The sequence below is a fragment of the Gemmatimonadaceae bacterium genome, assembly GCA_036003045.1.
Taxonomy (GTDB): domain Bacteria; phylum Gemmatimonadota; class Gemmatimonadetes; order Gemmatimonadales; family Gemmatimonadaceae; genus JAQBQB01.
Genome location: DASYSS010000047.1, coordinates 21,991 through 35,762, shown reverse-complemented (window position 1 = coordinate 35,762; position 13,772 = coordinate 21,991). Strand labels below are relative to the sequence as shown.

Annotated in this window: 13 protein-coding genes; 9 read left to right on the top strand and 4 right to left on the bottom strand. The window is 67.6% G+C overall.

Annotated features, from left to right (window positions below):
- Positions 1-107: 107 nt before the first annotated feature.
- From VGQ44_12030 to udk, 3 genes are read right to left on the bottom strand one after another with little or no spacing between them, the layout of a single operon-like run.
- Positions 108-1,832 carry an ATP-binding protein gene (locus VGQ44_12030; GenBank protein ID HEV8447547.1) on the bottom strand — a complete coding sequence of 575 codons (1,725 nt, stop codon included), beginning with the start codon at positions 1,830-1,832 and terminating at the stop codon, positions 108-110.
- Positions 1,829-2,557, bottom strand: coding sequence for a response regulator (locus VGQ44_12025; protein HEV8447546.1), 729 nt, complete (start codon positions 2,555-2,557; stop codon positions 1,829-1,831). The genes VGQ44_12030 and VGQ44_12025 overlap by 4 nt, the downstream gene beginning before the upstream one ends.
- Positions 2,554-3,183: a uridine kinase gene (udk, locus tag VGQ44_12020; protein ID HEV8447545.1), complete on the bottom strand. Its 630-nt coding sequence runs from the start codon at positions 3,181-3,183 to the stop codon at positions 2,554-2,556. Before udk ends, VGQ44_12025 begins: the two co-directional genes overlap by 4 nt.
- Before the next feature lie 116 nt (positions 3,184-3,299).
- On the opposite strand from udk, the gene VGQ44_12015 reads away from it, so the two are divergent.
- From VGQ44_12015 to VGQ44_12000, 4 genes are all read left to right on the top strand, one after another.
- The gene (locus VGQ44_12015; GenBank protein HEV8447544.1) at positions 3,300-4,940 is read left to right on the top strand and encodes a 5'-nucleotidase C-terminal domain-containing protein; all 1,641 of its coding nucleotides are present in this window, start codon (positions 3,300-3,302) and stop codon (positions 4,938-4,940) included.
- Between the two features lie 113 nt (positions 4,941-5,053).
- Complete coding sequence (locus VGQ44_12010) at positions 5,054-5,275, top strand: hypothetical protein (protein HEV8447543.1); 222 nt, start codon at positions 5,054-5,056, stop codon at positions 5,273-5,275.
- Positions 5,272-6,327 carry an adenosine deaminase gene (gene add / locus VGQ44_12005; protein ID HEV8447542.1) on the top strand — a complete coding sequence of 352 codons (1,056 nt, stop codon included), beginning with the start codon at positions 5,272-5,274 and terminating at the stop codon, positions 6,325-6,327. Before VGQ44_12010 ends, add begins: the two co-directional genes overlap by 4 nt.
- Complete coding sequence (locus tag VGQ44_12000; GenBank protein ID HEV8447541.1) at positions 6,324-7,217, top strand: purine-nucleoside phosphorylase; 894 nt, start codon at positions 6,324-6,326, stop codon at positions 7,215-7,217. Before add ends, VGQ44_12000 begins: the two co-directional genes overlap by 4 nt.
- Here VGQ44_12000 and VGQ44_11995 read toward each other — a convergent pair.
- Entirely contained in the window at positions 7,159-7,971 is an 813-nt protein-coding gene (locus VGQ44_11995) for a M48 family metallopeptidase (protein ID HEV8447540.1), read from the bottom strand. The genes VGQ44_12000 and VGQ44_11995 overlap by 59 nt on opposite strands.
- 131 nt (positions 7,972-8,102) lie before the next feature.
- On the opposite strand from VGQ44_11995, the gene VGQ44_11990 reads away from it, so the two are divergent.
- The 5 genes from VGQ44_11990 to VGQ44_11970 all read left to right on the top strand — a co-directional run bounded on the left by VGQ44_11990 (position 8,103) and on the right by VGQ44_11970 (position 13,772).
- The gene (locus VGQ44_11990) at positions 8,103-8,861 is read left to right on the top strand and encodes an RNA methyltransferase (protein HEV8447539.1); all 759 of its coding nucleotides are present in this window, start codon (positions 8,103-8,105) and stop codon (positions 8,859-8,861) included.
- A complete protein-coding gene (locus tag VGQ44_11985; GenBank protein HEV8447538.1) occupies positions 8,858-9,700 on the top strand; it encodes a prepilin peptidase in 843 nt (280 codons plus the stop codon). The genes VGQ44_11990 and VGQ44_11985 overlap by 4 nt, the downstream gene beginning before the upstream one ends.
- 237 nt (positions 9,701-9,937) lie before the next feature.
- The gene (locus tag VGQ44_11980; GenBank protein HEV8447537.1) at positions 9,938-11,095 is read left to right on the top strand and encodes an AAA family ATPase; all 1,158 of its coding nucleotides are present in this window, start codon (positions 9,938-9,940) and stop codon (positions 11,093-11,095) included.
- An 11-nt stretch (positions 11,096-11,106) separates the two neighbouring features.
- Positions 11,107-12,372: a hypothetical protein gene (locus VGQ44_11975; GenBank protein ID HEV8447536.1), complete on the top strand. Its 1,266-nt coding sequence runs from the start codon at positions 11,107-11,109 to the stop codon at positions 12,370-12,372.
- Positions 12,369-13,772 (top strand): DUF445 family protein, encoded by a 1,404-nt coding sequence (locus VGQ44_11970; protein ID HEV8447535.1) that lies wholly within the window; start codon positions 12,369-12,371, stop codon positions 13,770-13,772. Before VGQ44_11975 ends, VGQ44_11970 begins: the two co-directional genes overlap by 4 nt.

Here is a 13,772-nt window from a genome sequence, read left to right as displayed (position 1 = left end):
CCTGCGCTTGGGCGAACTGTCGTCGACCGCGCGTCGTCGCGGACGCTACACGGATACGAATATATGTTGGATGCCGCGCGCGAGTTCGACGCGCGCCGTGCCCGGCGTCACACGTGGGTAACGGCGGCAGCCGGAAAATGCGCGGTGATCGTCGTGCCTTGGCCGACGACGCTCTCCGCTCGCACCGATCCGCCGTGTGCTTCGACGAGGTGCCGCACGATCGCGAGGCCGAGGCCGGTTCCGCCTTCGTCGCGCGCGCGTCCCGCGTCGACGCGATAAAAACGCTCGAAGATGCGGCCGAGGTGCTCCGTCGGGATGCCGCTCCCCGTGTCGCGCACGCGGAGCGTCGTGCCGCCGCGCGGCGGCGCTTCGGCGCTCACCGTGACGCTGCCGCGCGCGGTGTGCCGCACCGCGTTCTCGATCAGGTTCCCGAGGACCTGACGCAGCGCGGTCGGATCCGCCTCAACGTGCTGCGCGTCGGGCGACGCTTGGAATCCGAGCGTGAGCCCCTTTGCGTCGGCGGCGCGGGCGATGCCGGTGAACACGTCGCTCACGACGCCGGCCAGATCGTTCGATACCACGTTCGGCCGCCAGCTGCCCGACTCGTACCGTGACAGGTCGAGCAAATCGTCGACGATTCGCTGCATGCGCCGCGTGTTCGCCTCGATGGTGTCGAGAAACCGCTCGCGGTTGTCCGACGGCAACTCGCGGTCGCGAAGCGTCTCGGCGAAGCCGGCGATGACCGTGAGCGGCGTCTTGAGCTCGTGCGACACGTTGGCGACGAAGTCGCGGCGGATCGTTTCGAGTCTCCGCCGCGTCGTGAGATCCTGCACGGCGACCACCGCGCCGCCGTCGGGGGGGGGAAGCGGGCGCGCCGAAACGAGCAACGTCCGGTCGGCGACGCCGATCTCGAGGGGGCCGGTGGCGACGCCGGCCATCGCGCCGCGCAGCGCGTCGCGCATGAGCCGGTGTTGCGGGAGCATGTCGGTCGAGAAGGGCACGTTGGCGCGCAGGTCGAGGAGCCGGCGCGCGCTCTCGTTCAGACGCACGACGCTGCCGCGCGCGCTGACGGCGACGATGCCCTCGTCGAGCGAATCGATCACCGCCGACAACAGCGCGTCTTCCGCCTGGAGCGCCGACAGTCGAGAGGAGAGCTGCTCGGTCATCCGTTGAAGCGCCGACGCGAGGTCGCCGACTTCGCCCGGCGCCGAAAGAGCAGGCCGGCGCTCGAGATCCCCGGCCGCGATCGCGGTCGCGACGTCGCGCAGCTCGATGATCGGCTGCGACACGGCGCGCGAGAAGCCGAACGCCACGATCAGCGTACCGGCGAGCGCGAGCAACCCGGCCGCGATCACGTCGTCGCGCGCTCCGTTGACGATCTCGCGGAACTTCGCGGTTCCGACCGACACGCGCACGGTGCCGAGCGGATGTTTGATGGCGAGGTAGATCTCGTCGTCGCCGGCGGACGGGCTGCGGCGGCGCGACCAGCCGATGCCGCGTTCACGCGCGTCGGCGACTTCCGGGCGGCCAAAGTGGTTCTGAAGTTGTTCCAGATCGTCGCCGCTGAACTCGGAGTCGCCGACGACTTTGCCGTCCGAACGAATGAGAGTCACGCGGCGGCCGAGCGCGGCACCCGCTGCGTCGGCGAGCGAGTCGTCGTTCATGCCGGCGTGCCATTCGCTGCCGACGAGCCGCGCCTCGCGCTCGAGCTCGTGCTGCGTTTCGGCGGCGAGGCGGTTGTCCAGGCGGTTGCCGGCGATCACGACGACGACCGCGACGAGAAGAACGACGATGACGAGCGATCCCACCAACAACCGCTTGGTGAGACTCACGTGCGACGTGCCTGTATGCTCTTGAGTCGGTAGCCGAATCCGCGAACTGTTTCGATCAGGTCGCCGGCCTCGCCGAGCTTCGTGCGCAGCCGCTGTACGTGCATGTCGACCGTGCGCGTTTGAATGTCGGGCGCGGCCTCCCAGACGGTCTCGAGCAGGTGCGCGCGTCCCTGAACACGACCGCGCCGCTCGGCGAGCGTCAAGAGGAGCTTGTATTCGGTCGGCGTCAGCTCGATCGCCCGTCCGTCCACCGCGACCCGGTGCTCGGCGCGGTCGATGGTGACCGGACCGATGGAAACGACGTCCGACGGCCCGACACCGCCGGCGCTCATGCGGCGCAGGATGGCGCCGACGCGGAGGACGAGCTCCTGAGGGCTGAACGGCTTGGTGAGATAGTCGTCGGCGCCGAGCGCGAGGCCGCGAATGCGATCCTGCTCTTCGCGGCGCGCCGTGAGCATCAAGACGGCGACGTCGCGTGTCGCTTCATGCGCTCGCAGCTGCTCGAGCACGTCGTAGCCCGACGCGCCGGGGAGCATGAGGTCGAGCACGATCAGCGCGGGGCGTTCCTGTCGCGCGGCCGTCAGCGCCTCCGGGCCGGTGGCGGCCGTGGACACGCGGTACCCCGCCTTCACCAAGTGGTACGCGACGAGGGCGACGATGTCCGCTTCGTCGTCGACGACGAGCACTCGCTCGCCGGTTACGGGGCGGGCATTGGGGGCTGTCACGTGGCGACCGCCGCGTCGAGCCGGCGCTGGATGTTGGAGACGATCATGTCGACCGCGACCGCGTTGTGGCCTCCGCGCGGCACGATCACGTCGGCGTAGCGCTTCGTCGGCTCGACGAATTCGAGATGCATCGGATGGACGGTGGTGAGGTACTGCTCGATGATTTCGTCGAGCGGGCGGCCGCGTTTTGTCGTGTCGCGGCGGATGCGCCGGATGAGGCGGAGGTCTGCGTCTGCGTCGACGAAGATCTTCACGTCGCAGAGTTCGCGGATGCGCGGGTCATTGAAGAGCAGGATGCCGTCGACGACGATCACGCGGGCCGCCGGGATGTGGACCGTGCTGTCGGTGCGCGAGTGCGTGACGAAGTCGTAGACGGGTTTCTCGATCGACTCGCCGCCGGCGAGCCGCTCCAGATGTGCAACCAGCAGGGGCCAATCGAACGCGTCCGGATGATCCCAGTTGACCTTCCGCCGCTCGTCGAGCGAAAGCCGCGAGAAGTTCATGTAATACGCGTCCATGTCGATGAACGCGACCGACTCGGCGCGGAGGGCCTGCGCGACGTGTCGCGCCACGGTCGATTTGCCGGACCCCGAACCCCCGGCGATTCCGACGATGAAGGGGTTCATTGAGGCCGCGCGACGCGCTCATTCGCCGCGAAGATTGGCGGCGCCAACCGGATAAAAAAAGTCGTCACACTGTCACAATCTGGTATCGGCGCCGGCACGATCGCTAGCTTCAGACGATGCGTATGCGTGGATTGCTGCTGCTCGCGCTGTTGTCGGCCGCGGCGTGCTATACGAGCATGACGTTGGGCGCCAATGGCCCTGTCGATCTCGTTGTCGCCGCGACGACCGACGTGCACGGGTACGTCGAGGGCTGGAATTACCTGACCGGCCGGCCGGACACGCTTCGCGGCCTCGCCCGGATCGCCACGATCGTCGATTCGATTCGGCGGACGACGGGCACGATGCCCATCCTGGTGGACGCCGGCGACATGCTGCAAGGAACGCCGCTGACGTACGTCGCCGCGCGCGTCGACACGACCGCGCGGCACCCGGTGATCGCCGCGATGAACGCGATGCAGTACGACGCCGCCGCGATCGGTAACCACGAATTCAACTACGGCCTTCCCACGCTCGACCGCGCGCTGCGTCAAGCCGAATTCCCGCTCCTCGCGTGCAACGTGTACGGACCGAACGGGCAGCGCCGGTTCGGCGCATGGACGGTCGAGATTCGGCGCGGCGTGAAAGTGGGAATCGTCGGCGCCACGACGCCGGGATCGATGGTATGGGACCGCGACAACCTCGCCGGCCGCCTGCAGGTGCGCGACATCATCCCCGACGTGCGCAGCTCGGTTCGTGACGCGCGAAACGCCGGGGCGGCGGTCGTGATCGCCGTCGTTCACTCCGGACTCGACGAGCCGTCGTCGTACGACACGATCGGCACGGGCGTGGCGAGCGAGAACGTCGCGGCGCGTCTCGCGCACGAGGTGCCGGGGATCGACGTGATCGTGTACGGCCATACGCACAAGGAGATGGCCGACACGGTCATCGCCGGGACGCTGCTCATGCAGCCGAAGAACTGGGCGACGAGTCTCGCCGTGGCGCAGCTTCGGCTCGAGCGCCGCAACGGTCGTTGGGCCGTGGTCTACAAGCGAGGGCGTCTGATCCCGGCCGCGCACCATCGCGAAGACTCTCAGGTGCTCGCGGTCGCGGCCGAGGGCCATCGTCTCGCCGTCCGGTATGCGGCGACGCCCATCGGCAGCACGCCGGTCGCGTGGCGCGCCGACTCCGGGCGCGTCATCGCGACCCCGCTGACCGACTTCGTGCTCGACGTGGAGCGCCGCGCGTCCGGCGCCCAGCTCGCGTCGACCGCCGTCTTTTCGCTCGATGCGTCGCTCGATGCCGGCCCGATCACGATCGCCCGCGTCGCCGCGCTCTACCCGTACGAGAACACACTCCGCGCCGTGCGCGTCACCGGCGCGCAACTGCGCGACTACCTCGAGTACAGCGCCCGGTACTTCCGCGCCGGCGCCAACGGCATCACAGCCGACCCGTCGATCCCCGGCTATAACTACGACGTCGTCGGAGGGGTCGACTACGAGATCGACGTGGCGAAGCCGATCGGCCAGCGCGTCACGCGACTGGAATTCCAGGGGAAGGCGGTGATGCCGTCCGATTCATTCACGATGGCGGTGAACAACTATCGCCAAGCGGGAGGCGGAGGGTTCTCGATGCTCCACGACGCCCCGGTCGTGTACGATCAGCAGCGAGAAATCCGAGACCTGCTCATCGACGAAGTGAAGAAGCGAGGAACGATTCGGCCGGAGCAGTTCGCCGGAACGCAGTTCAGAGTCGTGAACAGCCGAGCGGGCGCGAAATAGACACGAGCCTGGGGCCCCTTCTCACCGTTCGTTAGTTTCGCTCCGAGGCTCCGTCACGCCCGGGCTCCATCGCTCTTCGGCTCTTCCACTTCGGCTCCTTCGCCCTTCAGACTTTGCGCGTTTTCGTCAATTCTCGTCCCCTCGATCTTCCGTCCGGCTCGAGTGCCCTCGACGCCGTTCGCGCCTTCGACCAGCAAGAAGCGGCCGGAGTGAGCTCCGGTGTTCGCGTCATCACCGACAGCCGCGGACTGCCGCTCGCGCCCGCGACCGTGATGAGCGCGGGCTCGATCCTGCGCATCGTCTCGGCTCGCGCGCGTTCGGCGGACGAGCCGTGACCACGGTTCCTCCGATCACGTCGGAGCTGCTCCGCCGTTTGCCGAAAGCCGAGCTGCACTGCCACCTCGACGGTTCGCTTCGCCCCGAGACGCTGCTCGAGCTTGCGCACGAGTACAAGCAGCCGATTCCGCGCGACGACGCCGACGCGCTGCGCGAATTCATGCGCGTGGACGACGCCCAGAGCCTCGAAGATTATCTCGCCAAGTTCGACGTCACCCTGGCCGTTCTGCAGACGGCGGAGGCGCTCGAGCGGGTGGCCTACGAGCTGGCGATCGACGCGGGGCGCGACGGCGTACGCTATATCGAGGTGCGGTTCGCGCCGGTGCTGAACGTGCGCGGCGGTCTCTCGCTCGGTGAAACGGTCGAGGCTCCGCTGCGCGGACTCGAGCGCGCGGCGCGCGATGGCGGCGCGCACGGACGGATCATCATCTGCGGGCTTCGCCACTTGTCGCCCGACGTCTCGCTCGAGCTCGCGCGCCTCGCGGTCGCCTACCGCACGCGCGGCGTCGTCGGCTTCGATCTCGCCGGCGGCGAGCTCGGGAATCCCGCGTCGCCACACGCGGCGGCGTTCGCGTTCGCGCAGGAGCACGACCTCGCGTGCACGTGCCACGCCGGTGAAGGCGCCGACGCGTCGTCCGTGCGCGAGGCCATTCATCAGTGCGGCGCGCATCGTATCGGCCACGCGACGCGGCTCATCGAGGACGAGGCGCTCACCCAGTACGTGAACGACCGCCGCATTCCGCTCGAGATCTGCCTCACGAGCAACGTGCAGACGCGCGCCGTCGTCTCGTACGAGGCGCATCCGTTGCGCCGCTACTTCGACCGCGGGCTGAGCGTCGTGCTCAACACCGACAATCGTCTCATGAGCGGCACGACGCTCACCGACGAGTACCTCCACGCGGCACGCTCGCTCGACTTCTCCTTCGACGAGCTCGCCCGCGTCGCGCGGAACGGATTCGCGAGCGCCTTTCTGCCCTGGGAGGAGCGCTCGAAACTTCTCGCTGACTTCGACGCCGAGCTCGCGCGTCTCCGCTCGGGAGCGGCGGCGTGAGCCGGCACGGTTCGGCCGAAGCGCTGGCCGCGGCGAAAGAAGTTCGGGATCGCCTCGGCGCGTTCTCGCCTGCCGTGGCAATCGTCCTCGGCTCGGGGTTGGGCGGTCTCGCCGACGAGATCGAAGACTCGACGTCGATCAACTATCGAGACGTTCCGGGGTTTCCAGCGGCGACCGTCGCCGGGCACGCCGGGAAACTGATCGCCGGCTCATTGCGAGGCGTTCCGGTCCTCGCGTTGTCGGGGCGCTTCCATCTGTATGAGGGGCACGACGCCGCGCTCGCGGGCTATCCGGTGCGCGTGGTTCACGCGCTCGGTGCGCGGACGCTCATCGTCTCCAACGCCGCCGGCGGAGTCAACGCGAGCTTCGCCCCGGGCGACCTGATGCTGATTCGCGATCACATCAATCTGATGTTTCGCAATCCTCTCGTCGGGCCGCTCGAGCAAGGCGACCTCCGGTTTCCGGACATGTCGTCGCCCTACGACCCACGCCTCGCCCAAATCGCGCTCGACGTGGCCCGCGAGCAGGGCATCGTGTTGCGCGAGGGCGTCTACGCCGGGCTCCTCGGGCCGCAGTACGAAACCGCCGCCGAGGTGCGCATGCTCTCCGTGCTTGGAGCCGATGCGGTGGGAATGTCGACGGTACCGGAGGTGATCGTCGCGCGCGCGATCGGCATGCGCGTGCTCGGTTTCAGCTGCGTGACCAACCTCGGCACCGGGCTCACGACGTCGCCGCTGACGCACGCCGACGTCCTCGCGACGACGGCGCGTGCCGCGGATGCTTTCGTTCGGCTCGTGTCCGGCGTCGTCGAGCGGTTAAAGGGACGCGGGCCTACCGCCGACCCGTTCGCTGGGCGGGCGGAGGCGGAAGCGCGCGAACGCGGGCCCTGAAATCCTGGAACGCCGGCGAATCTTTCGTCAGCGACCGGATGATCGCCGGATTGATCTGCGCGATCTGGGTCTGCGTGTCGTGGACGCGGTCTTCCTCGAGCGGGTGGTCGGTGAACCACTGGTCGACCGCCGTGGGTCGCGCCTGCCGCTCGGCAATCAGCTTGTCGAACATCTGCGGCATGCCCGTCGGGTCGATGCCAGCTCGGACCAACTCGCTGATCCCGGCGGCGTCGGCCTCGGCCTCGTCACCGCGACTGAACTTGGCGAACAGCAACCCTCCGCCGACCTGGACGCCGGCGCCGCCGATGCCGTTGCAAACGCTCGTGAGGGTGCACAGCACCGCCGCGCCGACGTTGGCTCCCTGCATCTGCTGCATCTGCTTCACCGAGTGACGCAGCGCGACGTGTCCGATCTCGTGCGCCAAGACCGACGCGAACTGGTCCATCCGGTCGGACCGCTCGGCGACGCCGCGATTGATGTAGACGTAGCCGCCCGGAAGAGCGAAGGCGTTGAAGTCGTTCGTGTTCACCAGGAAGAAATGCCACACCAGATCGGAGCGATTCGTGACGCGCGCGATCGAATCTCCGAGATTGTTCAGGTACTGGTTGATGGCCCGGTCCTGGACGATCGGCAGCTGCGAGTTCACTTGCTGGGACTGCTCGGCGCCGATCTGGATTTCCTGCTGCTGCGAGATCGCGCACGCGGAAAGTCCGGCTACCACGGCGGCCGCCGCGGCCGCACCAAATCGTCTCATTGTTTGCGTTTCCATCAGGCTGAAGAGTTCACATCGCCGTAGGGCAAGACATATTCCGACTACCCGCCGAGCCCGCCCTCGTCTTGTAGGCGACCTGTTGCATTTTCGTCCAGCGATTACACCGTAAAAACGTGCGTCTCCTGACCCTCGCGCGCGACCTCCGGCGACGGAAGGCTCGCGAACGACACCAACTTTTCGTCGCCGAAGGCGTTCGCGCGGTGGAGGAACTGGCGCGCTCGCCCTTGGTAGTTCGAGGCGTGCTCACTGCCCCTCAATTGGATGAGACACCCCGCGGAGGGTCCCTCCTCGCCGAGCTCGGTGCTCGAGGGATTGCCACGGAACGCGTGGACCACCACGAGTTCGCCAGCGCGGCCGAAACGGAGTCGCCGCAGGGCATTCTCGCCGTCGCCGAGGTGCCGGACCGTTCTTTGGCGTCCCTGACGAGTCGCGCCTCGCTTCGTCTCCTGGTCCTGGACGCGGTCCAGGACCCGGGCAACGTCGGCACGATAGTTCGCACCGCCGCCGCCCTCGGCGCGGACGCAACGGTGGCCTTGCCGGGGACCGTTGACCTCTGGAATGCCAAAGTCGTCCGTAGCGGGATGGGGGCACACTTTCATCATCTCTGTCTTGCTGGTACCTGGGACGACCTGGAGGCGTTCCGCCGCCGGGGCCCTCTGGACGTTTGGGCCGCGGATGCGGCGGGCGAGGTCCTGTCGGCCACGGTGCCGCCGGCGCGCGTCGCCATCGTCGTGGGGAACGAGGGGGGCGGCCTGTCGCCGGCAGCGCGCGAACGCGCCGACAAACTCGTTGCCATTCCGATCGTCCGGCCGATAGAGTCGCTCAACGTCGCGGTGGCCGCCGGCATTCTCCTACACGAGCTCTCGCGGTGACGCCGTCCCTAATAGTTCAGGCGTACGCGTTCATGGTCGGCGCGTGCGTTGGATCGTTTCTGAACGTCTGCATCGTCCGCTGGCCCAACGAGCGGTCGATCGTGCGTCCTCGCTCCCGTTGTCCCAAGTGCGGCAACCAGCTGGCGTGGTTCGAGAACGTGCCGATCGTGAGTTGGCTCGCGTTGCGCGGACGTTGCCGTTGCTGCGACGAACCGATTTCGGCGATGTACCCGGCGATCGAGCTGGCGGTGGCGCTCGGCTGGTTACTCGCGATACGTCATTATGGAGCGACGTTCACCGCGTTTCGCGTGGCGGTGTTCGGCACCGTGCTGCTCGGCGTGGCGATGACCGACGCCCGCCACTATCTGATCCCCGACGGCTTCACGCTTTTCGGAATGGTGTTCGCGCTGCTCACGGCGCTGATCGGCTTTTTTCAGAACGAAACCGGCATCTTTGCCGGGCCGTACGACGCATTGATCGGCGCGTGCACCGGCGCCGGCATGATCGCCATCGTCGGCTGGCTCGGTGAAGTCGTGACCAGACGCGAGGCGATGGGCCTCGGTGACGTGACGCTCATGGCCTTCATCGGCGCCGCGCTGGGACCGACGCGCGCGCTCATTACGATCTTTCTCGGAGCGACGCTCGGTGCTCTGGCGTTCGGTGTCGTCGTGATTCCAGTCGCGATGCTGCGGCGCGGTCAGACCCGCGAGCAGACGGAGCTGGCGCTCGGCAGCATGCCGCTGGAAACGCCGCTCGTGCCGTTCGGAGTTTTTCTTGCGCCCGCGGCGGTGCTCACGTTGTTTTGGGGCGACGCTCTTCTGTCCTGGCTCGTACGGTAGATCGATGCAAGGGCTGGCCACTGGCCTAGCCGGGCAAATGGGAACACAGATGCCGCGGATTCAACAACAATGCCGCAGATGAAGACTGAAGGTGCCCGTTATGCGGCCCCGTTCTCACGATCCGCGGCTGTTGCCTTTCAAGTCTGTGTCTGCGTTGAATTCCTCCTGCCGTCGCCAATGGCCGGCTCGCCATGCCAGCCGCCGCCAGTGGCCTGCGCGGCAAAGTAGCTTTCGCCAATGATCGGCGAATACCTGAGAAACGAGGCCGCTGGCGGTGCGCTGGCGCGATTCACCACGGACCTGACGGCCGCCGCGCGAGCGGGCCGGCTCGAGCCCGTGCGCTGCCGCGACGACGAGGTTTCGCGGGTCATCGACATCCTGCTCCGCCACGGCAAGAACAACCCGACGCTCGTCGGGCCGGCGGGCGTCGGCAAGACGGCGATCGCCGAAGGACTCGCGCAGCGGATCGCGCAGGAGCGCGTGCCGCTCGTCCTCAAACCGGTGCGTTTGCTCTCGCTCGACCACGTGGCGCTGCTCGCCGGCACGACGTACCGCGGCCAGTACGAGGAGCGCATCCGCGGCATCGTCGCCGAGACGACCGCGGCGAGCGACGTGATCCTGTTCATCGACGAGCTGCACAACCTGATCGGGCAGGGCACGGCGATCGGCGTCGCGATGGACGCGGCCAACATGCTCAAGCCAGCGCTCGTGCGCGGCGACTTCCGCGTCATCGGCGCGACCACGAGCGACGAATACGAGAAGTGGGTCGGTGGCGACCCCGCGCTCGAGCGCCGATTCCAGAAGGTCGTCGTCCGCGAGCTCGGCGAAGCGGAAACGCTCGAGATCCTCCAGGCCCGGAAGGAGCGTCTCGAGCGCCATCATAACGTGCTCATCTCCGACGACGCGATGCGCGCCGCGGTCAAGCTCACCGATCAATATGTGACGGACCGGATGCGTCCCGACAAGGCGATCGACGCGGTCGACGAGGCCTGCGCGCACATGCAGGCGATCATTAAGTACTCGCCGCGCACCGAGCAGCTCATCGAGCGGCGTATCGCCGCGCTGAAGGAGCAGGCGCGCACCGACAAGGAGCAGGAAGAAGAGCGCCGCGACAACGAGGCGGCGACGCGGCCACCGAGTAACGCGTTCGAACGGTTCGGCGCCGAGCTGGAGGCGCTCTTCGTCGGCGCGCCCGTCGCCACCGGACCCGGCGACCGCGAGGCCAACGGCGCCGCGAGGCCGTCCGTCGTGCCGCCGCTCGCTCCGATCGAAGCGGAGCTCGCGCATCAATTGATGGAAGAGGGCATCGTCATCCGCGGCCACGACGTTGCGCGCGTCGTCGGCTTGATGGCCGGCGTCGACGTGAAGTGGGACGAGAGCGCGCCGATTCCATGATCACCTCCGCGATGCGACACCGTTTTGCGTCTCTTCTGATCGGCGGGCTTTCCGCGCTCTCGTTGGCCGCGTGCCGCCGCGGCGAAGCGGCCGGCGACGGTCCGTACGCGGACAAGGTCGCCGCCGACGTTCCGAAGATCGAAGCCGCGCTCGGCGTCAAATTCAAGACGCCGCCCAAGCTCGAGATCCGCTCGCGCGATGAAGTCCGCAAGTTCCTCGTCGCCAAGCTGGAAGAGCCTGGCGTGCAAAAGCAGCTCGCGAACCAGGAAGCGATCTACAAGATGCTCGGCCTCGTTCGCGACACGATGCGCCTCGCCGACTTCTACGTGAAGGTGCTCACCGAACAGATCATGGGATTCTACGATCCCAAGACGAAGGTGCTGTACGTCGTGAACGGAGCGCCCGAGGAGTACGTGGGCATCACGATCATGCACGAACTGATTCACGCGCTCCAGGATCAATACGCGAATCTGGATTCGCTCGAGCACATCGAGGGCGACGACGACCGACAGCTTGCCGCGCAGGCCGTCGTCGAAGGACAGGCGACGTACGACCAGATGTACATCATGGCCGGCGGCGGCGGGAACATCGCTGCCCAACTGCCCGGCGGCTGGGAGTCGATCCGCCAGACGATCCGCGACGCGCAAAAGACGCAGCCGGTCTTCGCGTCCGCGCCGATGGTGATTCAGGAGACGCTGCTCTTTCCGTATATCAACGGCTCGGATTTCGTTCGCCGGTTCAACGCGCGCGGGAAGATCGGCGAGCTTCCGCTCTCCGACCTCCCCGCATCGAGCGAACAGCTCATGCACGACTCGGCGTACTTCGTGCAGCCGCGCGACGTGCCGAGCGAAGTGACGCTGCCCAAGATTCCGGGCACCGTCGACGTAAACGACTTCGGCGAATTCGGCACGCGACTCCTCGTGTTCGCGCACACGCACGACCAGGACGCGTCGATCCGCGCCTCGAACGGATGGGACGGGGATCGCTACGCGCTCGTGAAGACGCCTGCCGGCTACTCGCTGGCCTGGGTCACCGTGTGGGATCACGCCGGCGACGCGGCCGAGTTCGTGTCGGCGATGGATCAGGTCATGCGAGAGCGCTTCAACGTGCGACCTCGCGTCACCGGTGAACGCCGCCACTTCGACACGCCGGCACGGACGATCGAGATGGACGTCCGCGAAATCGCCGGGCGCCCCGTCGTGCTCTATGTAGACGTTCCGAACGGGTCGCCCACCGACCTCGTCGATCTCGGCAAGGTCAAGGTGGTTCCGCGGTGACGAGCCCGGCGCAGAAGAACGCGCCCCCGCCCGTGCAGTCCACGGCCGAAACGCCGCCGCCGGCGACGCCGCGTCTGTCAGGCCCGGCTCCGGCGCCCGTCGGCGTCGGACCGCTTGCGCCGTCGGCCGCGAACGGCGGACCGCGCGCCATGCAGATCCTGCACGACGAGGCGACACGACAGGCGCAGCTCGATGCGATGAAGCGCCGCGCGACGTTGTTGCTCGTCGGCGCCACGGTGCTCTTCATCGTGACGCGCGCGCTCGAGACACGTTGGGCCTGGCTCGGTTACGTTCGCGCAACGATGGAAGCGGGAATGATCGGCGGCCTCGCCGATTGGTTCGCCGTGACGGCGCTCTTCCGGCATCCGCTCGGCATTCCGATTCCGCACACGGCGATCGTGCCGGCGCGCAAGGATCGTGTCGGGCGCACGCTCGGCGCGTTCGTCCAGCGCAACTTCCTCTCGCGCGAGGTGATCGAGCACCGCATGCGGACGCTCGAGGTCGGGCGGCGCATCGCGGAGTGGCTCGCCGAGCCGGAGAACGCGCGGACGATCGCGCGGAGCGCCGCCGAGGCGATGAGCTCCGCCGCGCAGATGCTGCGCGACGAAGACGTGCAGGACGTGATCGACCGGAGTCTTGCGCAACGCGTCCGGTCGATGCACCTCGCGCCGCTGCTCGGCAAAGTGCTGGGCGTGATCACGGAGGGCGACCGGCACCAGGAGCTGCTCGACGAGGTGATCGTGCTCGCGGCGCGCACGGTGAACGACAACAGCGAGCTGATTCGCCAGCGCATCGAGCAGGAAACGCCCTGGTGGATTCCGTCGGCGGTCGACGAGAAGATCTTCAAGCGGGTGCTGCGCGCGATCCAGCGGCTGCTGAGTGAGCTGAGTCAGGATCCGGATCATCCGCTCCGCGCGCGCTTCGACGACGGGCTGCGCCGCTTCGTCGACCGGCTCAACAACTCGCCCGAGCTCGCCCAGCGCGTCGACGCGTGGAAGGAGGAGTTCCTCGACAACGAAGCGGCCCGACGCTTCTCGCTCTCGCTTTGGCAGGAAGCGAAGGACGCGCTGGCGCGTTACGTCGACAATCCGGAATCCTCCGCTCCCGGCGCGATCGAGCATGGGCTGACGACGTTCGGGCAGAAGGCCGTCAACGACGACGAGCTCTTGGCGAAGCTCGACGAATTGGCGGTGAACGTCGCCGTCTACCTCGTCGCGCGCTACCAGGACGAGGTCGGCGAACTGATCGCGTCGACGGTTGCGTCCTGGGACCCCGAGCTCACGTCCCGCCGCGTCGAGCTGGCAATCGGCCGCGACCTCCAGTTCATCCGCATCAACGGCACGATCGTCGGCGGATTGGCCGGGCTACTGATCTACGTGATCTCGTCGTTCTTCAAATAG

Coding starts and splice junctions, on each gene's coding strand:
- VGQ44_11975 (HEV8447536.1), top strand. CDS start 11,107: ATGCGACACCGTTTTGCGTCTCTTCTGATCGGCGGGCTTTCCGCGCTC.
- VGQ44_11980 (HEV8447537.1), top strand. CDS start 9,938: ATGATCGGCGAATACCTGAGAAACGAGGCCGCTGGCGGTGCGCTGGCG.
- VGQ44_11995 (HEV8447540.1), bottom strand. CDS start 7,971: ATGAGACGATTTGGTGCGGCCGCGGCGGCCGCCGTGGTAGCCGGACTT.
- VGQ44_12015 (HEV8447544.1), top strand. CDS start 3,300: ATGCGTATGCGTGGATTGCTGCTGCTCGCGCTGTTGTCGGCCGCGGCG.
- udk (HEV8447545.1), bottom strand. CDS start 3,183: ATGAACCCCTTCATCGTCGGAATCGCCGGGGGTTCGGGGTCCGGCAAA.